This is a genomic window from Mesobacillus sp. AQ2, assembly GCF_030122805.1.
Lineage (GTDB): Bacteria > Bacillota > Bacilli > Bacillales > Cytobacillaceae > Mesobacillus > Mesobacillus oceanisediminis_A.
In genome coordinates, this window is the sequence record NZ_CP126080.1 from 620,346 (window position 1) to 639,690 (window position 19,345).

The 19,345-nt window shown below is 36.4% G+C and carries 12 protein-coding genes; 9 read left to right on the forward strand and 3 right to left on the reverse strand.

Features of this window, described 5'->3' with window-relative positions; all coding sequences use genetic code 11:
* The first annotated feature begins 73 nt into the window (after positions 1 to 73).
* The 8 genes from QNH36_RS03185 (at position 74) to QNH36_RS03220 (ending at position 14,737) form a co-directional block, all read left to right on the forward strand.
* Positions 74 to 2,011, forward strand: coding sequence for an AAA family ATPase (locus QNH36_RS03185; RefSeq protein ID WP_283904667.1), 1,938 nt, complete (start codon positions 74 to 76; stop codon positions 2,009 to 2,011).
* Between the two features lie 466 nt (positions 2,012 to 2,477).
* A complete protein-coding gene (locus QNH36_RS03190; RefSeq protein ID WP_283904668.1) occupies positions 2,478 to 3,305 on the forward strand; it encodes a hypothetical protein in 828 nt (275 codons plus the stop codon).
* A 226-nt stretch (positions 3,306 to 3,531) separates the two neighbouring features.
* Positions 3,532 to 7,278: an AAA domain-containing protein gene (locus QNH36_RS03195; protein ID WP_283904669.1), complete on the forward strand. Its 3,747-nt coding sequence runs from the start codon at positions 3,532 to 3,534 to the stop codon at positions 7,276 to 7,278.
* A gap of 347 nt (positions 7,279 to 7,625) precedes the next feature.
* Complete coding sequence (locus QNH36_RS03200; protein ID WP_283904670.1) at positions 7,626 to 9,284, forward strand: hypothetical protein; 1,659 nt, start codon at positions 7,626 to 7,628, stop codon at positions 9,282 to 9,284.
* Between the two features lie 12 nt (positions 9,285 to 9,296).
* Positions 9,297 to 10,640 (forward strand): hypothetical protein, encoded by a 1,344-nt coding sequence (locus QNH36_RS03205; protein ID WP_283904671.1) that lies wholly within the window; start codon positions 9,297 to 9,299, stop codon positions 10,638 to 10,640.
* Positions 10,637 to 11,755 (forward strand): AAA family ATPase, encoded by a 1,119-nt coding sequence (locus tag QNH36_RS03210; protein WP_283904672.1) that lies wholly within the window; start codon positions 10,637 to 10,639, stop codon positions 11,753 to 11,755. Before QNH36_RS03205 ends, QNH36_RS03210 begins: the two co-directional genes overlap by 4 nt.
* 245 nt (positions 11,756 to 12,000) lie before the next feature.
* On the forward strand, positions 12,001 to 13,578 hold the full coding sequence (locus tag QNH36_RS03215) for an ATP-dependent nuclease (RefSeq protein ID WP_283904673.1): 1,578 nt from the start codon (positions 12,001 to 12,003) through the stop codon (positions 13,576 to 13,578).
* A 331-nt stretch (positions 13,579 to 13,909) separates the two neighbouring features.
* Positions 13,910 to 14,737 carry a hypothetical protein gene (locus QNH36_RS03220; protein ID WP_283904674.1) on the forward strand — a complete coding sequence of 276 codons (828 nt, stop codon included), beginning with the start codon at positions 13,910 to 13,912 and terminating at the stop codon, positions 14,735 to 14,737.
* Positions 14,738 to 14,923: 186 nt separating this feature from the next.
* Here the strand turns inward: QNH36_RS03220 and QNH36_RS03225 are convergent, their stop codons facing one another.
* The 3 genes from QNH36_RS03225 to QNH36_RS03235 all read right to left on the reverse strand — a co-directional run bounded on the left by QNH36_RS03225 (position 14,924) and on the right by QNH36_RS03235 (position 17,238).
* Entirely contained in the window at positions 14,924 to 15,640 is a 717-nt protein-coding gene (locus QNH36_RS03225; RefSeq protein ID WP_283904675.1) for an Ntn hydrolase family protein, read from the reverse strand.
* Between the two features lie 39 nt (positions 15,641 to 15,679).
* Positions 15,680 to 16,249 carry a DUF6037 family protein gene (locus QNH36_RS03230; protein ID WP_283904676.1) on the reverse strand — a complete coding sequence of 190 codons (570 nt, stop codon included), beginning with the start codon at positions 16,247 to 16,249 and terminating at the stop codon, positions 15,680 to 15,682.
* A 77-nt stretch (positions 16,250 to 16,326) separates the two neighbouring features.
* Entirely contained in the window at positions 16,327 to 17,238 is a 912-nt protein-coding gene (locus QNH36_RS03235) for a hypothetical protein (RefSeq protein ID WP_283904677.1), read from the reverse strand.
* Between the two features lie 727 nt (positions 17,239 to 17,965).
* Here QNH36_RS03235 and QNH36_RS03240 point away from each other — a divergent pair.
* Positions 17,966 to 19,297, forward strand: a complete 1,332-nt coding sequence (locus tag QNH36_RS03240; protein WP_283904678.1) for a CoA-disulfide reductase — start codon at positions 17,966 to 17,968, stop codon at positions 19,295 to 19,297.
* Positions 19,298 to 19,345 lie beyond the last annotated feature (48 nt).

Genomic DNA, 19,345 nt, shown 5'->3' on the forward strand with positions numbered 1-19,345 from the left:
ACTAGTAAAATAATGGAATGGTATATTATAGTAAAAAATATAATTAATTTTATTTAAGGAGATACTTCACACTATGAAGCTGAAAAAAGTGGTTATTAATAAATATAAAAGTTTTATAACTGAGCAAGTTGTAGATATAGAAAGTAGTATCACACGATTAGTTGGAAAGAATGAATCCGGTAAAACCTCCTTTTTAGAAGCACTTGCAAAATTCAACTATTTTGAAAGCGACCCTACGTTCGAATTTAATGATACATTTGATTTTCCCAAGAATGAGTGGAAAAACTTTCAAAAATCAGGGGAAGATGTAGAAGTTGTAAAATGCACTTTCTTGTTAGATGAAGAGCTGATAGAAAAAATAAACGATGATATTGGGGAAGGAGTATTATCGTCCAAAGAAGTTAGTTATGGAGTTAAATATAAAAATGGTAACACCTTCTACCTTGCAGCAAATGAAAAAAAATATATTTCTACTTTGCTTCAAAAATATGATTTTGCTGAAGAATTAATGAAAGAATTAGATCGGGCTAATACAGTAAGAGAATTGATTGAACTGTGTAAACAAAATGAAGACGCCAATTCTTTATTAGCGTATCTTAATGAAACTATTATTCCGAATGCATTCGATTGGAAGAATCTTATACAAGGATATGTTGCTAAACATTATATTAAACCTAACTTGCCGAAATTTTGGTATTTCGATGAGTATTATTCTATTCCTTCTCGTATTAGCCTTAATAAGATGATAAATGAACAAACAGATGCAGAATTTACTAAAGAGGAATTTAATACTGCAAAGGCACTATTCGAGCTTGCAAACATTGATATTGATGAACTAAAAGATGCTGATAGCTTTGAAGCTTTTATATCTGAATTAGAAGCGACATCAAATGCTATAACAGATGAGTTTTTGGAATATTGGACAACTAATACTAACCTTGAAATAAAGTTTGAAATTGAGCCGTTAATTCAGAAAAATGGTAATAATCAAATCGTGAGAGAAGATAAAATTTTAAATATTAGAATTAGAAATACCAAACACCGTGTATCTTTGCCGCTGAAGAATCGTAGTAAAGGATTTATATGGTTTTTTTCATTTTTAGTTTGGTTCAGTAAAATACAAAATGCAAATAATGGGAAATATATATTGTTACTTGATGAGCCGGGATTAAACCTCCATGCTTCCGCCCAGGGGGACCTTTTAAAATTTATTGAAGAAAAATTGTCGAATAACTATCAGGTGATCTATACAACACATTCCCCCTTTATGATAGATACAACTAGACTTCATGAGGTGCGAACGGTATTTGATTCTATGGATCCAAAGAAGGGCAGCCTAATATCTGATGCTATTGAGGAAAAAGATTCTGATACATTATTCCCATTACAAGCTGCGTTAGGCTATGACATTGCTCAAAATCTATATATGTCAAAAAATAACTTACTAGTAGAAGGACCTGCTGATTTATTATATATAACTGTCATGTCCGGAGTACTTGAATCTAATGGTCGAGTTGGACTAGCAAACAATATAACAATTGTTCCGGTAGGTGGACTTGATAAAGTGTCGTCATTTATATCTTTATTAAGAGGAAGTAAATTAAATGTGGTTTGTTTATTGGATTCATTTACCGACCAAAAGGGGAAGAAAAAGGTCGAGGATTTAATTATGCATAGAATCATAAAAGAAAAAAATATTAGGTTCTTCGATGAGTTCTCAAGCATTGAAGGTAATTATTCAGATATAGAAGATTTATTTGAAAAAGAAGAATATATCAAGTTTTTCAACCTTGCTTTTCATGAATATGATGATATAAAAAATGAACATTTGGATCCTAATACCAGTCAAATAATAAAACAAATAAATAAAGTAATCGGTAAAACTAGGTTTAACCATTACCGCCCTGCTTATAAACTAACTCAATTAGGTGTTAGTACCAACGATTTTTCCGGTGAAACATTGGATAGGTTTGAAAACATGTTTAAGGAAATTAATAAATTATTCCTTTAACCCTTGCCAATTCAATTATGCGGCTCATCATTAATTTGGAGGACCGCATGCTTCATATTTTTGTTTTATATACTAATAGTATAAATTTTATAGTGTAAGCTAACTTAAACGAAGCGTACGGAATTATAATATATAAGGCATGAAATTAAAGCACAACTTCATAGAGGCCAATGAGACATTGGGACGGGTCCAGTGTCTCATTCAGAAGTCGAAACAAAATGTTGAATTGATAAATGGCTATAGGTTGAACTAGTCGGTAGCACAAGTGCATGATTTAATATTTTAATATCCAAAGAGTACGATAAGCTGTTCACACTGCTTATCGTATTTTTTTGCCCGAACCAGCAAACTTTCCTGTAAAAGCTCCTATCTAACTGTTCACAAAACCGCCTTAATCCCTCCCATCCCATCCTGTCCTTTCCACCCTTTCATCCATATATAAAGGGTGAAAGGGTGGTGCATTAGCATGACAATTAAATCGGCGGTTATTGAGAGTTTTGCGGAGTATTCACAGTTTGGTTCGTTGAAGGAGTTTAACAATCATTTTGAAATGTGGATGGCGGATAAGAAGCGTTTTTTCAGTAAGGGTGAGTTGATTGGTTTGAAGCGGCTGGCTTGTTTTGCTGCGAAGGTTCCTGGGGTGGCGAATGCCAAGATCGGGACAGTCCTCAAGGCGATTTATGAGGAGCATGGGGAGATGGGGATTTCCCGTTCTACTTTTAAAAGGATGCTCCTGAAGGCTAGTGGGATTGGTATTTTTACTGTATATGAAACTGCTCGTAAGAATGGCACACAGTCTAGCAATCTGTATGTATTCAATCGTTTCCCGATGAATGAACTACCGGATGGCGGTCAATTGAGCCACCAATATAAAACTATCATTCCTTATGAAACTCACATTAAAAAGAATAATAAACGTGAAGAAAAGGCTGCTGAAGAACAATTATCCGAAATCACAGTGGTAAAACCCGTTGCTGAACAAGTACTGGAAGAATATCTTTTTGTCAGTGACCGGGTTCCAAGCGATTTCGTCAATCTTGTAAAATACTTTTACCCAGCTGCGAAGTCAATAGAAGAATTCTGGCGGATGAGCTTGGTTGCTGCGTACTGTAACAACTATGAAAAAGACACGGATTTTCTGTTATCCGTGTCCCTTGACTCTTTTAAACAGCTCGTCCGGAAGCTGAAGTCAAAAGTGGAGGTGAAGAATCCGATTGCTTATTTTACCGGGATTTTGAATAGGAAGTTCCAGAAACGTTATTTTGAGGAGCTTTATGATATGCAGGTTGGTTAAATAGGCCACAGTTTCTTCGCAGGATAATCTGTGGTAAATAAAGGTATACATAAAGATGATTCGTCAATTTTTTCCAAAATCTGATATAATATTTGACATAAACTATACGATCAAATGGCAAGGGGAATTTATTTCACTTTTAAAGATCCTTGGCATTTCCGGTTCTTTCGATGCGTATTTATGAAACGCGGGATATTAGAACATCGCAATAGAAAGAGGTTTTAAAATGAAAGAAATATTAATCCACATGAGGGATAAGCTTAATGATATCAGCAGGCGGAATCGTTCGATTCGGCTCCTTCGTCTTTATAATAAATGGAGTTTCGATCTGACCGAGTTGGACGAATTGGGAACAGAGGTATCCAGCGAGTCGATTGTATCGAAAGTCATCAAGCAGAGCAAGGGTGAAATGGTTTTACTGAAGCCTTCGTTGGATGATGAGAAATCAATGGCTATTTCAAGAAAGCTGACTGACCTCAGCAGGAACATGAAAGGGATCGAAGAAGAAACAGGGGTTCATGACTTTTACCTGGGCTTTCCGTTTCTGTCGGGCACTTTGGCAGATGGGACATTTTTTCAGGCACCATTGTTTTTATATCCTGTAAGGCTTGAAAAGAATAATGTTCAATCCCAGAAGTGGGTGTTGAAGCTGGATGAAGGGGGTCCCCAGGTCAATCGCACTTTGTTTTTGGCATTTAAGAAGCTAAACAGTCTCAACTTTACGGAAGAGTTTTTTGAGGAAGCAGCGGAGATAGCCAAGAATTATGATTATCAATCTTGGATAACGTTTTTCAAAGAACGGGAAATGGATGTTCATTTTACCCAAACTGGTCTGACGAAGTTAAAGGAATATAAAAAAGAGGATGAACCTGCAGTTGCCAACTTGACGTTATTGGAGAATGCCGTGATTGGGAATTTCCCGCAAGGCAGTTCCTCTCTGGTGAAAGATTACGACACACTCATTGACCTGTCAGAGGAAGGGACGTTAGGATTGGCAGGCGAATTGATTTCGCCTGATGACCTGGAATTCAATGAAGGAGAGGGAAAAGTCGAGGAAGAGCTAGAACGGGAGAATCCTGATATTCTAAATCTCCTTGAAGCGGATGGATCGCAGGAGGAAATCCTTAGAGAAGCCCGATATAAAAAAGGCATTGTGGTTCATGGGCCTCCTGGAACCGGAAAGTCCCAGGTCATTGTCAACCTGATCACTGATGCCTTGAAGCAGGAAAAGAAAGTTCTCGTCGTCTGCCAGAAGCGAGCAGCTTTGGATGTGGTGTATCAGAGGCTGGATGGTCTGGGATTAAGCAGTCATATTGCTCTTGTGCATGATGAGAAGAATGATCGGAAGAAGCTTTATAGTAAGATTTCCTCCGTGTTGGAGCATAACCAGATCACTTATGAGCAGGCGGTCCAATTTTTAGCATCCGTCTCCAACAAACTGGCGACACATGAGGAGTTATTGAATAGTATTGCGAATGCTTTGTATGAATATCAGGACTATGGCTTCCGTTTGTATGATTTATACGGGAAAGCCAATCCGGTAGGGGAAACCACACAAATTGTTGATTTGACCGAGGTGCTGCCGTCGTTGAACCGAGATATTTTGGACGATATTTCGGAGAAGGTGTTTAGCTTTGCGGAATGGTATGAACGGTTTGGTGATGACATCTATCCATTAAAGCAGCGTAAATCTTTTGCGGAACTAAGCATGAAAGATAAATTGGAAATGATTGAGTTGATGGACCAATTGATCTCACAGGCGAGGAAATCGGTTGAATACCTGGAGTCGCTTGATCATGAGAAGATTTCCCCAGCTTATACCTGGTTAGTGCAGAATAAGCTGGATAAAATCTATCCGGATCTTGAGGATGGCAACAAGCGGACATTGCAGGGTTTGCGGTTATGGTGGTGGACATCCTTTTCTGGTAAGTCCATCATCGAGGAGCTCATTGAAGGGGAGAAATTCAAAGGAACCAGTTCTTCAGACTGGCTGAAAATCAGAAAGTCCTTAATGACGATGCATCAACTTGGCAAGGAAACAAAAACAATGGCGGACGAAATGGAGCATCTGAAGAAGTACTTTAATGAAAGCTTAGTAGAAGAGTTTAAGGGACGTATTTCTGAAGGAGATATTCCCATGAACGAGCTGGATAAAATGTTGGAGTACATCCACAGGGACTTCGAAGATCTTCAACAGATGGATAACTATTGGAACCGGTGCTCGGAAATCGAGAGAAAAGTAATATCGAAGTTGCAGGCGAAAAGCAACAACAGCGAAATGGCGTTGCCTGACTACTGGGTAGACCTTTTCCGAAATTCAGCCTATGTTCAATGGATTGACCAAACCGAGCAGAAGTATCCTCAGGTGAAACAGGTTTCGACTAATGAGTTCGCGAGGATCCGGGAGTCATTTGCGAAGCTGATTGATGAAAAACGGAAGGCTGCTGCTCAGTTTTTAATCCATACCTTGACCTCCAATGTGAATGTAGCACAGCAGCAGTACTCGAGAAAGGTGAAGGAGCTCAAACACCAGGTTGGCAAAAAGCGGATGATTTGGTCGCTGCGTAAACTGGTTAACGAATTTGCACGTGATGGGCTGGTTGACATTTTGCCTGTGTGGCTAGCGTCGCCCGAGATTGTTTCTTCCATTTTCCCGCTAAAAGAAGGATTGTTTGATCTAGTCATTTTTGATGAAGCATCCCAATGTACTGTGGAGAGTGGAATTCCGGCAGTTTACAGAGCCAAACAGCTGATTGTGGCAGGAGATGAAAAGCAGCTTCCTCCATTTAATATGTTCCAATCCTCTATTGTGAATGAAGATGAAGAGGAAGAACAATATGAAACTGATGACTCAGTAAGCTTGCTGAATCTGTCGAAAAGAAGGTTCCCGGAAAAGATCCTGCAATGGCATTATCGCTCTAAATATGAAGAGCTGATCAATTTCTCTAATCATGCATTCTATAATGGTCATGTCCAAATTGCTCCTAACGTGGTGCCGTTCAGGAAACCGCCTGCGATGGAATGGAAAAAGGTTGATGGCCGATGGATCAACCAGTGTAATGAGGTTGAAGCCATTGAAGTGGTCAATACACTAAAGAATATTCTGGAACAGCGGCCGAACAAGACGGTTGGGATTATCACCTTTAATGCCAAACAGCAATCAAAAATCCTGGACTTAATTGAAAAATTGGCAGGGGAAGATGAAAAATTCAGCGCTGTTTATAATCAAATGATGTCCCGGGATCTGGATGAACGGGTGTTTGTAAAAAACATTGAGAATGTCCAGGGAGACGAGAGGGATATCATCTTGTTTTCGATTGGCTACGCTAAAAATGAAGAAGGTAGGATTTACAACCGATTTGGTATGCTGAACCAAAAAGGCGGGGAGAACCGTTTAAATGTAGCGGTAACGCGTGCCAAGGAAGAAATCATGGTTGTTTCAAGTGTCGAACCTGAGGAGCTGAATGTAGCGGGAACAGCTGGCCTTGGACCGAAACTGTTAAAGTCATATTTAAAATATGTCAGAGCAGTTGCTGCTGCCCAGTCCCAGCAAATCAGCGCTGTGGTGCAGGAAATCAACGAAAATGTAAACACGCATGTACAAGACCAAGTATTGCACTTCGACTCGCCGTTCGAAGAGCAAGTGTATAAGCAGCTGAGAAACCTTGGGTACGATGTTGTCACACAAGTAGGGATGTCAGGATATCGGATTGATTTGGCCATCGTGGATCCAAACGATCATTCGAAATACATCCTGGGGATCGAGTGCGATGGCGCCATGTACCACAGCTCCGCCAATGCAAAGGAAAGAGACGTCTATCGCCAGCGCTTCCTCGAAAGCAGAGGCTGGACAATCGAACGGATTTGGAGCCGGAACTGGTGGAGAAATCCTGCCGCTGAGATTGAAAGAATTGATATGAAGGTTAAAGAGTTGTTGAAGAGTAATGAGGTTAGAGAAAAAGTTGTCAAATAAGTGAGATGGTCTGGACCTTGCCTTTGGTTCGGGCCTTTTTTTTGCCCGATTTGTATTAGTTGATAACGGAGATAGACTTATCAAGCAAGGAAAGTTAAATCTATTTATCCTTTTTAATGAATGGTAAAATAAGTTATATGAAAGCGAATTCTAAATTACTAACTTTTTCTTTAAGAGAGTTGAAGAAGGAACAGGGGGACGTTCTAATGTTTCTAGTGAATTTTTAGAAGCATAAGATACGTCCCCGTGTTCCATAGTGCACCCCAAGAAACATGCTAGGTAGAAAAATATTAAGGTATTGTTACCAAGATTCTTATTGAACTTATTCGGAAGGACTGTTTAAATCAATGGCTAATAAGAATGCAATTCAAAATATTGAAATTGATAATATTGATACTGACATTGATTTTGAAGAAGTGGAAGGTCTCTTATCAAAACAGTTAGAGGACAGTTTTTCTAATTTAGAACTACTGGAAAATGATAGGGAATCGATAGCAGATCCTGATTCTCTAGGAAAAATAGTATTGGATGAGGTTTGGAAGCAGTTTGGAAATCAAATTGGACTCGACTTGACGAATGAGACATTAATTCAAAAATATGATAGAGAGCATCCGGAGCAGTATGAGGATATCGCTGATTCGGTTATGCAAGATAAACGATACAAAGATGTCAATAAGGCAATGAAGGAGAAACAACAAGCTGGAAATTTAAAGGATGAATACACAGGAAAAATATTGAAGCGTAATGAAAATGCTAATTTAGACCATGTAGTATCTAGAAAAGAATTATTTGATAATCAAAGAAGAAAGCAAGCCAATTTAGGTGTAGCTAACCTTGCCAACAAAGAAGAAAATCTAAAGCCGACAAACGAATCTTTGAATAAAAGCAAAGGTGCAAAAAGCAACAAAGAGTATATAGAAACCCGTGAGACTAGAGAAAAATCACTTATTAAACAAAACGAAAGGGCGAGTAGAAAAGTAGATGAATCAAATATGTCAGCTGTTGATAAACGTTTACAAAAAGAAGAAAATGATAAACGATTGAACGATAAGCTTGCTGCTGATGATGAACTTATGATGCGAGCTGATAAAGAAGCTAGAAACGCAATTAATAAAGATATAGCAATTAATGCAACAAAAGAAGTTGGCAAAAAGGCAGGAAAAGATGCCTTAAAGGCAATGGCTGTTTCGGCACTCTTTACGTTGTTGAAAGAAATTATGAACGGCTTAATCCGTTTTTTGAAGGCCGGATCTAAGTCGTTTAATGGATTCTTATCTGAGATGCGTGAATCGATAAAATCGTTCTTTTCCAAAATTCTCAGCTTTGTTAAAACGGGAGCATCAACATTAATTGGTACCATTATATCTGAAATCTTCGGTCCGATTGTAAGTGCATTTAAGAAACTGGCAAGCGTTATTAAGCAAGGAGTATCTTCTCTTATTGATGCGGTTAATTATCTTCGTGATAAGAAGAACAAGGAAAAACCGTTTTCAATAAAGGTAGCGCAAGTCGGAAAAATCATAACTGTTGGATTAGTGGGGGGCAGTGCGCTTTTTTTAGGGGAAGTGTTTGAAAAATTTTTACTAACTGTTCCTGGAATGCAAATTGAGATCCCTCTAATGGGTTCTCTTGCTAATTTGATCGGCTTATTTTTATCAAGTTTAGTATCTGGATTAGTTGGTGCCATCGTGTTGAATCTTATCGATAAGTTTATCGCCAAAAAGATAAAAGAAGAAAAAGACCAACAAATTATCGATAAGAAAAATGGGATTATGAATCTTCAACAAGTACAACGTTTTGTAGCTGAAAAACGTGTAGTAGCATTGAAAGAAAATGTGATGAACGAAATCTCAGAGAATCACGCCTTGGCGAAGGACATAATGCAACAATCTCTTAATAAGATATTTGATGATAATCATGCTAGTGGTTCTAAAAACAAGAACACTATTACTAAAAATCAGAGTGAATTACTTCAAATGCAAAAAGACTTAGAAGGCTTACTTTAAAGGTGATGAGAAATGACAAAGGTAATGACGAAAGAGGAATCCTCAACTAATGACCAGACAATCATGGTGTCTACCAGAGGTGATAGTTTCAATAAAAAGAAAAATGAGTTAAAAGCATTCAGTGAGAAACTGCCTAAAGAATCAGAATTACCTAGTGTACCAGTTACGGGAGGCTTATTTGGGTGGTTTAACTATGATGTGACGGGTAGTGACTTAAACAGGCTTACTGAAAGTATTCAAGATAAAATGATTGACCAAAATAAAGTTCTGGTTAGAACCATTCAAGAGTTTAATACCATTTACGATACGTTTTCTGCATTAGATAAAGAGTACATACAGGGAATCTTAGTCTCATTGAAAGCAGCTGAAGAAGCTAATGCAAAAGCATTAAAGGGAATAGAAGGCGTGGAGGTTAATCAAAACGAGATCAAACAAATGATCAATCAACAGAAAAAGGTTATTCAAGTATTGCAAAGCTTTAAAGAAAAGGTTGAGAGAATAGAACACTTAACAGACGTGGATACAATTTTTGCTATCTATTCAACCATGCAAGAGAATGTTACTGCAATCGAAGCAAAGATTGAAGCACAAGATCAGACATTAACTGTCTTGACAGATGAAACAAAATCATTGTTATCATCACAGTCAGATTTTCAAGATCATCTGAATCAACTAAAAGTAAACCAAGTATCGCAATTTCAAACAGTGAAACAACTGGTATCACATCAAAATCATAATATATCTAAAATCGAAGCAAAGATAGAAGGACAAGATCAGACATTAGCCGACTTGACGGATGAAACGAAATCATTGTTATCATCACAGTCAGATTTTCAAGATCATCTGAATCAACTAAAAGAAAGCCAAGTGTCGCAATTTCAAACAGTGAAACAACTGGTATCACATCAAAATTATAATATATCTAAAATCGAAGCAAATATTACGGAAAACAAGGCTGATATCGAAATTCTCAATAAAGAAGTTGCTGGTCAGGGAGAGAAACTCGGTGTTTTAAAAAAATTGTTTCACGAAGATATCCAAACCTTATCTGAAAAAGTCGTTCGAAACCATTCAGAGTTTGAGGCCAAACTAGCTTCAACAACAAACGAAGTCAGTAAAAACAATACAAGTTATGAAAATGCTATGAAGGAACTCAACGTTGGAATGGAGCAACAAGCAAAAAGTATGTCTTCATATTTTGAATCTGAATTGTCAAAGGTAAAAGATGAGATTAAAGAGCTTAATTTGTTGACAGTAAGCTTATCGAAAGAGTTGAAGAATACTCGAGTTTTTTCATTTGCTAGTATAGCTATAACATGTGTTTTAGTGCTTTTGATAATGAGTGAGGTGCTATGATGATTTCAGAGCATTACAAACGCCAGCTAATAAAAGAAGCGAAGCAGTTAGACGTTGCTTTGGGACAAGCATCTGAATTGGAAAAATTAGCTCAAGAAATAACTGACGAACAAATTGATAAAGCTGCTTTAGAGTTCGTTAAAAACCTAGGTATCTTAACAAAGAAACAATCTTTACCCAGTATGGAGCAAAAGCAAGAAAAAGTTATTGAAACTTTATATAAATATCTAGGAGCATCAAAGGTTGATGGTCTTATTCAAGACTTAAAAGAGTCTTCAAATGCGTCACTAGATGCGTTACTTAACCAATTAGACGAATTGGTTGGCCTGGAAGATGTGAAGCAACAAGTCCGTGACTTGATCGACTTTAATCAAATACAACAATTACGAGTGAAAAGTGGATTGAAGAAGTCTAACAAAACGATGCATATGGCATTCCTAGGTAATCCCGGCACAGCTAAAACGACAGTGGCTCGTATTGTTGGAAGGATGTATAAAGCGATCGGTTTACTAAGTAAAGGACACTTTATTGAAGCAAGTAGGACTGATTTAATTGCTGAGTACCAAGGACAAACGGCCATCAAGGTAAAAAGGTTAATTAATCGTGCGAAAGGTGGAGTCCTATTTGTTGATGAAGCGTATAGTCTAACTGAGAATGATCATAGCGATAGTTATGGAAGAGAAAGTCTTACTGAGCTAACAAAAGCTCTAGAAGATTATCGAAATGATCTCGTTGTAATTGTAGCTGGATATCCTAATTTGATGGAGAAGTTTTTTGATTCCAACCCAGGATTAAAATCAAGATTCAATACTTTTATTTCATTTAGTGATTATTCACTAGATGAGCTAGTTCGAATATTCACTTACACCTGCAAACAAAATGATTATATTGCTGATGAGCAAGCTATTGAAAAAGTCCAAAATTGGTTGCAAACGAAATTAAATGAAAAACAACATGACTTTTCAAATGGTCGTCTTGTTCGAAATCTGTTTGATGATATAACGCTGAATCAGTCGAAGAGGCTGGCGAAGTTGAAAGGGCACATTTCAAAAGAATCGTTGATGACAATTTCTAAAGATGATGTTCCTCAAGATGGTGAACTTGTTTCCATATAGCAATAAATAAACTATCGAAAACGGAACCGTCCCTCTGTCTCTTGAGAATACTTAACGTATATTGATGACCCGTGGGCAAAAGAGGTGCTTTGTTTATTGTACAGATAAAGAGTTAGAGGGCTACTTCAACGGATTAGAGATATCCAGAAGAGGTATGAGAAGAATGAGTTTTTTAGGGAGATGTCAAGGGTGGGGGAACAGAAAGTTGTTTATGTACAAGGGATATCAAAGAAGGAGAAAACGCCATGATTATAAAGGAAATTGAGACCAATGCTTATAAAAGTTTAGTCGACTTTGACCTTGAAGTAAACAAAAAACTGAATATATTAATAGGTTCAAATAATGTTGGTAAAAGTAATATATTAAAATTATTAGATGTTTTTTTTAATAAAAGAAAAATCACAGAGCAAGATTTCCCTAAGAATTTGAAGTACCGACTAGATTTTAATAATTCAAATGCTAGAAAGGAACCGTTCATTCAATTAACATTTACAGATATATCCCAATCTATAAGACAGAACATACCTAATTTTATAATTGAGAATAAATATGTGGTTATTAAAGTGGTTTTTGATATTGAAGGGAAATCTAAAGGTTATCTTATAAGGAACAAAAATAATTCATATTCTAGTTTACAGGATGATATTTTACCACTATTTATTTATTTAGGAGATATTAATCAAAGAGATATTTCTTTGGAATACATAAAAAGTATTATTCCTGATGAGAACGAGGCTAGAAAGAACCTCATAACTTATAGTAATCAGCTTCTTAAGAACATATTAGATAGTTCATTAATGGTTTCAATCGAAAAAAACGATGATGACTTTGAAATTAATGTTATTGACGAGTTTGGTACAATGAATGATTTGATAAATAAAAGTTCTGGTGTGCAGCAGGTGGTATTTATGGCACTCATATTATCTTCTAGTTTAGATGGAATACCAAAGAGAAGGATCTTTGCATTAGAAGAACCAGAGATGAATTTGCATGCTGGAGTCCAAAAGAAACTTTTTAACCTGATAAAAAGTAATTCGGAAAGTGTTCAAACATTCATTACAACTCATTCTCCAATTTTTATTGATAAAGCTGATTCGAATAATGTATTTCATATAGGTAGAAATACAGATAATGTTACCATAGTTTTAAAAAACAACTATGGAGACAACTGGTTTTCGTTAAAAAGGGATTTAGGGATTTCTATAAATGATAATTTGTTTCTTGGAGATATTAACGTTATTGTCGAAGGAGCAACGGAAAAAATATTACTCCCGCACTTTATAACTATATTGAAAGAAGAAGGGATTATAAAGTTTGATACTGATTATATTAACTTATTAAGTGCTGAAAGTGCAGGGAACGTTAAATATTTTGCAGATGTAGTAACCCAACAAACAAACTTAAACTCTATTTTGATATTAGATGATGATAGGGAAGGTAACAATGTTATAAACAAAATAATAGGGGACATAAGTTTAAAATCTAGGGTCGAGCATTTTCAGATAAAAAGAGATGAATTTGAGGAATCTGAAATAGAGGATATCATAAGTGATAGCATTTTAGTTAAGGCTCTTAGTTCAGTATTAGGAATACCTATTTCAGAAGAAGAACTCATGGATTTAAGAATTAATGAACATACAGGAAGAATGCAAAAATTTAACAGAACTTTAAAAAGAATTGAGGACAAGTATAAATTAACATTAAGTAAAGTTCAATTAGCACATGAAATCAAAAAGATAGTTACAAGTAGTAATGATATTGAGCGGTTTATAGAAACATTTTTAAAAATAGATGCCTTTGTAAGTAATCAGCAAAAAAGATGAATCAAAATGAGAGACACGGGGATGGTTCTCGTATTCGGAAGTCGAAATGAAATGTTGAGTTTTCAAACGCTCTTAGGTTGAATTAGCCTTGTGCTATTAAAAGTTAGTAATTAGCATACTTACACGGGTTGATCAAATATAGTAATACATTTAGTAATACATAGAGAACGATGAGCAGCCGTGCTGCTTATCGTATTTTTTTGTCCAAACCAGTAAGCTTTCAACTAAAAGCTCCTATCTAACTGTTCACAAAACCGCCACAATCTACAGCATTCCACCCTGTCCTTTCCACCCTTTTATCCATATATAAAGGGTGAAAGGGTGCATTAGCATGACAATTAAATCGGCGGTTATTGAGAGTTTTGCGGAGTATTCACAGTTTGGTTCGTTGAAGGAGTTCAATAATCATTTTGAGATGTGGATGGCGGATAAGAAGCGTTTTTTCAGTAAGGGTGAGTTGATTGGGTTGAAGCGGCTGGCTCGTTTTGCTGCGAAGGTTCCTGGGGTGGCCAATGCCAAGATTGGGACTGTTCTTAAGGCGATTTATGAGGAGTATGGGGAGATGGGGATTTCCTGTTCTACTTTTAAGAGGATGATCCTGAAGGCTAGTGGAATTGGTATTTTTACTGTATATGAAACTGCGCGCAAGAATGGTTTACAGTCTAGCAACCTGTATGTGTTCAATCGTTTCCCGATAAATGAACTACCGGTTGGCGATCAATTGAGCCACCAATATAAAACTATCATTCCTTCTGAAACTAACATTAAAAAGAATAATAAACGTGAAGAAAAGGCTGCTGAAGAACAATCATCCGAAATCAGTGAGATAAAACCCGTTGCTGAAAAAGCACCGGAAGATCATCTTTTTGTCAGTGACCGGATTCCGATTGATTTCGTCAATCTTGTAAAATACTTTTATCCAACCGCAAAGTCGATTGAAGAATTCTGGCGGATGAGCATGGTTGCTGCCTATCGTAATAACTATGATAAAGATACGGATCTCCTGTTATCTGTATCCCTTGACTCTTTCAGGCAGCTCGTCCGGAAGCTGAAATCGAAGGTGAAAGTGAAGAATCCGATTGCTTATTTTACCGGGATTTTGAATAAGAAGTTCCAGGAGCGTTTTTTTGAGGAGCTTTATGATATTGAGGTATCTTAAATTAAACAAAAGATTTTTTTCGAGGGACAAGGGGGAGGATTCGAATGTCTTGTAAATGGTGAAAAGATGTAACTATGAGACAGTGGAACCGTCCCTCGTCTCATAGTTACATCTCACAAAAGAGATAAAAGGAAATAGTGTAGTACGATTTTTACGAATATTAATACTGATTTTTAGATAATAGTATTATTCGTTATCTTCTTTAAACGTTATTACGTCTGTATCATTTTCTTTAATGCCAACCTCTAATCTCCCATTTTCATCAATAAAAAATTGGGCTGACGCAGCCATGTTATCAATTGCAGAAAGGTATGTAACATAGACACTTTTACTAATTGTAGGATTATTAAAGTTACAAAATAGCTTTTGAATTTTCTTTGCAATGTCTTCATAAACAGAAGGGTGTTCTAAATTCCTACCATACATTCCTAGCAATTGCTTAACCCATGTGCACATTTGGGCTCTTATAACTCGGTTAGCTCCTATAGCGCCAACATTTTCAGTTTCTCCGTACAGGTTAAGTTCAGTAAAGTTATTATCGATTGGATCAACCGTAGATAGGTTAAATGTATTATGTACTTTATTAAATTCTGCTAACATGATAGGACCAGCTGGAGAATTATTAATTCCAATATGGATTTCATTTATTTTTCTATAAAGATCTAAGATTGTATCCCTTAGGTTATATGAACTAGGATCAGCATTGTATAAAGTAGCTCTTATAATCCTTGCGGCTAAGAATGTATTTTCAGTGCCTGCAGTTGCTAAGTATGCATTTGGAGTTATGTGAGTAATTTTTCGGGTTAAATCCGATAGAACACTATCATCCTTTGGATTTGTTGCGCGGGTATCACTAACTAACAGTATTCCATTTGGAAGTTTAACACCAACTATTAAAGTCACTATGGCCCCCCCTTTTTCGTTCGATTAGTTTCCTTCGGTTTAGTATGGTAACGAAAATTGATTTTCTTCAGATGGAAGTGAGCTCCAGCAGCTGCTAATATTCTTTGCTTTACACATGAGATATGCGTCATATGAAAGAAGTAATCGTGTTTTTTCGAGGTTTTTTAAACTAACATTTTTACCGGTTTTTGTATTATCTCTCCATTTAATAAAGTAAATCTTGTCGGCTTCCTCAACTTTATCTCTATAAACAGCAACCTGGCTCGGTTTTGGGATATTTGTCTGAATAGCGATATTAGGGATATGTTTATTGAACTCTTCAAAAAAGTAGGCAGGTTTATAAGGACTATCAGGATTATATGTAAAGCCCATTATTTTACAAAATTTATTGTATTCATCTAGAAAAGCTGTAATCTCAAATTCTTTTCGTACGGGTATTTCAAAATAATAATTATGTTGCTTTATTCCAAAAGCCAATATGTTTGGAACCTCATCTATAAAGTAAAGTACATCAAACTTAACATTTTGATAAATGAAATCAAACTTATATCGTTCTATAGCTTGGTGTTTCATACTTTTAAATAAACCTTTCAATCCATTTAATTTCATAGAATCCCTCCATCATCGATTTACTAAGAATATTTAATTGGTCTGGTAAGTCAATGGTCAAACAGTGAATTGAAACTTTACAACTTATCTGCTTCTAATTTGACCTTATATAAGGTTTGGAGATTCTTCGAAGCTGCAAGTAAAAGTATTGCTGCCTTTTCGAATGTGTTTGGTGTGGAAGGGGCTGCACCAAAATGAATAGCGTTTCTTGCTTCTCTAACAACATCAGTCCAGACCTTGATTTCTAATAGATGATTGATTTGAATCCCACTGTTTTTACGTACAGTTAAAAACCAATCTTTATGGTGACTCGAATAAAGATTTACTATTTTTTCAACCTTTTTAGCGAATCCATCTGGTCCTGTTAAATACTCAATAAGTATCTCGTTCTTTTCTTTATCAATATTTTGTTTAATGGCCAAATTAGCTAGAGAAATACCCATTTCAATCCAAGCACCTTCAACAACTTTCCCTAACATTGTAAGAGAAGGGCTATAAAGTTCTTTTCTAAAGCAATCTATTGTATCCCTTAAAGCCTCCAACACCTCAGTATGGGCATTACTTATATTTAGCTCAGTAATATATAAATCCGGATCAAAGAGTATAAAATTTTGATTCCTAAAAGATAAAGCCTTTTTAACTTTCCGAGGGATCTGAGTTTTTAAATGGGTAAAATTCCATGATGAAGTTGTACCCCCACTATTACCAACCACACTTGTCCAGCGAATAGTATAATCTGGATGATATAAATATTCATCATAAGCTATTAAATAGTTTGAGTGTATTAATTCTAATACAGCTTCTGAATAGGCTATAGAGTATGAAATATAATTAGAAACTTTATATATATCTTTTTCATCAAAGACAGAAAAATTAACATTAATAAAGTCAGGTTTTGTGTATCCGTGTAAATTCAAGAAATTATTTTCAGCAATAGAAATATCAATTTCTCTTTCTTTAATTTCTAATATGTACTTCTTTGCAAGCATAACAAGGGTTCTATTTACATCTACATTGTTTTGTATTTTTTCAAATAAGGTATTGGTATTGATAGTGTTGTCCTCCTTAAAGATAATTAAAAATATATTAATAAATCCTAATTATACCAAAATGAGATTTCTTTTAGTCTATCTATTCCTAAATTTATACTATAATAATAGTTCATTAAATACAGAAAAGACTCCTTTCATAAAAAGAAAAGGAGTCTTACTTTATGTTCTTAGCCCAGCGCTGGACCTACCATCATGATTGTCTCACTAGCAAAGTTAATCAGAATTCCGATAGCCACGGTTTTCAGGGCATTATATTTATTTTGCATAGGCAGCACCTCCAGTTTAATAGCACAATAAATCAATAAAATACTTAGTATGATTGCTGGAATTGAACCAGCTGCGCTGAGCACTGGGCTAAAAACACAAAAATTTTATAGGAAATTAAGTATATCATATTTTGGGGATTATTTCAAATTTTCGCTCAATCTTCTTGAGATATAGAGGGAGCTATTATGGCGGTGAACCAGAATCAATATTCTTATTTATCAAGTTACTGATTGGGATTTAAGAACTCCAATCAGTTACATAGATAGCGACTAAGAGGAAGTTTTTTCGCAAAGGATAAATAGGATGTTAATCAGCATTTTTCTAAAGTTACTTATATATAGATATAAATGTTTAAAACTCAATCATAAATGGATACAAAAGGAATGGAGGGATGAAGATGAAAATACTTATTATTGGCGGAGATGCAGCGGGCATGAGTGCTGCGATGCAAATGGTCCGGAACAGCTCTGGACATGAGATCACTGTATTGGAAAAGGGAGGCGTGTATTCATACGGACAATGTGGCCTTCCTTATGTGATCAGTGGGAAGATTGAGTCCACAGATGAGTTAATCGCTCGCACTCCGTCTACTTTTAAAGAGAAATATGGCATTGATGCACGGGTATTTCATGAAGCCCAAAAGGTGGACGTAGAAAATAAAATGGTAAGTGGAAGAAACCATAGTACTGGTGAAACGTTTAGCCTTCCATATGACCGCCTTCTGATTGCGACTGGTGTAAGCTCGGTCGTTCCAAAGTGGGAAGGTGTGACACTTCCTGGTATTTTCTCACTAAAAACCATCCCTGATGCAAAAGCAATAATGAATTATCTGGAAAGAGATATACATAATGTGACCGTGATTGGCGGCGGATACATTGGGCTTGAAATGGCCGAAAGTTTTGCGGTGCTCGGCAAGAAGGTAACCATCATTGAAAGAAATGAGCAATTAGCCAAGATATTTGATACAGACATGGCTGAACTGATTCATGAAGAAGCAGTAAAGCAAAACATTGTGTTAAAAATGGGTGAATCCGTGGAAGCATTCGTTGGAAGTGAAAATGTGGAATCTGTGAAAACCGATAAGGGAGAGTATGAAACGGATTTAGTGCTGGTCGCTGTAGGTGTGAAGCCTAATACTTCCTTTTTAGAAGGCACAGGAATTAAAACAAATGGAAATGGTGCAATCCAGGTAAATACCTATATGCAAACCAGTATCGAGAATATCTACGCGGCAGGAGATTGTGCCACACAATATCACCTGGTAAAAGAAAAGGATGATCATGTCCCATTGGGAACACATGCCAACAAGCAAGGACAAATCGCCGGATTGAACATGGTTGATGTACATAAAACATTTAAAGGAATTGTCGGCACTTCGATTATTAAGTTTTTCGACCTAACCCTGGGGAGAACAGGGATATCAGAAAAAGAGGCAAACAAGCTGAACATCCCCTGTGGCTCTGTAACCATTACAGCAACGGATATCGCTGGTTATTATCCCGATGGTAAAAATATAAAATTGAAGCTTGTCTATCATAAAGAAACACATAAGGTCCTTGGCGGGCAAATTATTGGGGAAAACGGGGTCGATAAACGAATCGATGTACTGGCAACGGCCATATTTCATTCGATGACGACCGAAGAGCTGCTTGATTTAGATCTGGCGTATGCTCCCCCGTATAATGGGGTGTGGGATCCTGTTCAGCAGGCGGCTAGGAGAGTGGAGTAGCTACGAGAATCATGTCCTTTTTCTCGTACTGTGAAAATGGAGATTTAC

What these genes read in the sequence shown, in the direction of transcription:
- QNH36_RS03185 (WP_283904667.1), top strand. Translation starts at nt 74, where the DNA reads ATGAAGCTGAAAAAAGTGGTTATTAATAAATATAAAAGTTTTATAACT.
- QNH36_RS03190 (WP_283904668.1), top strand. Translation starts at nt 2,478, where the DNA reads ATGACAATTAAATCGGCGGTTATTGAGAGTTTTGCGGAGTATTCACAG.
- QNH36_RS03195 (WP_283904669.1), top strand. Translation starts at nt 3,532, where the DNA reads ATGAAAGAAATATTAATCCACATGAGGGATAAGCTTAATGATATCAGC.
- QNH36_RS03200 (WP_283904670.1), top strand. Translation starts at nt 7,626, where the DNA reads ATGGCTAATAAGAATGCAATTCAAAATATTGAAATTGATAATATTGAT.
- QNH36_RS03205 (WP_283904671.1), top strand. Translation starts at nt 9,297, where the DNA reads ATGACAAAGGTAATGACGAAAGAGGAATCCTCAACTAATGACCAGACA.
- QNH36_RS03210 (WP_283904672.1), top strand. Translation starts at nt 10,637, where the DNA reads ATGATGATTTCAGAGCATTACAAACGCCAGCTAATAAAAGAAGCGAAG.
- QNH36_RS03215 (WP_283904673.1), top strand. Translation starts at nt 12,001, where the DNA reads ATGATTATAAAGGAAATTGAGACCAATGCTTATAAAAGTTTAGTCGAC.
- QNH36_RS03220 (WP_283904674.1), top strand. Translation starts at nt 13,910, where the DNA reads ATGACAATTAAATCGGCGGTTATTGAGAGTTTTGCGGAGTATTCACAG.
- QNH36_RS03230 (WP_283904676.1), bottom strand. Translation starts at nt 16,249, where the DNA reads ATGAAATTAAATGGATTGAAAGGTTTATTTAAAAGTATGAAACACCAA.
- QNH36_RS03235 (WP_283904677.1), bottom strand. Translation starts at nt 17,238, where the DNA reads ATGCTTGCAAAGAAGTACATATTAGAAATTAAAGAAAGAGAAATTGAT.
- QNH36_RS03240 (WP_283904678.1), top strand. Translation starts at nt 17,966, where the DNA reads ATGAAAATACTTATTATTGGCGGAGATGCAGCGGGCATGAGTGCTGCG.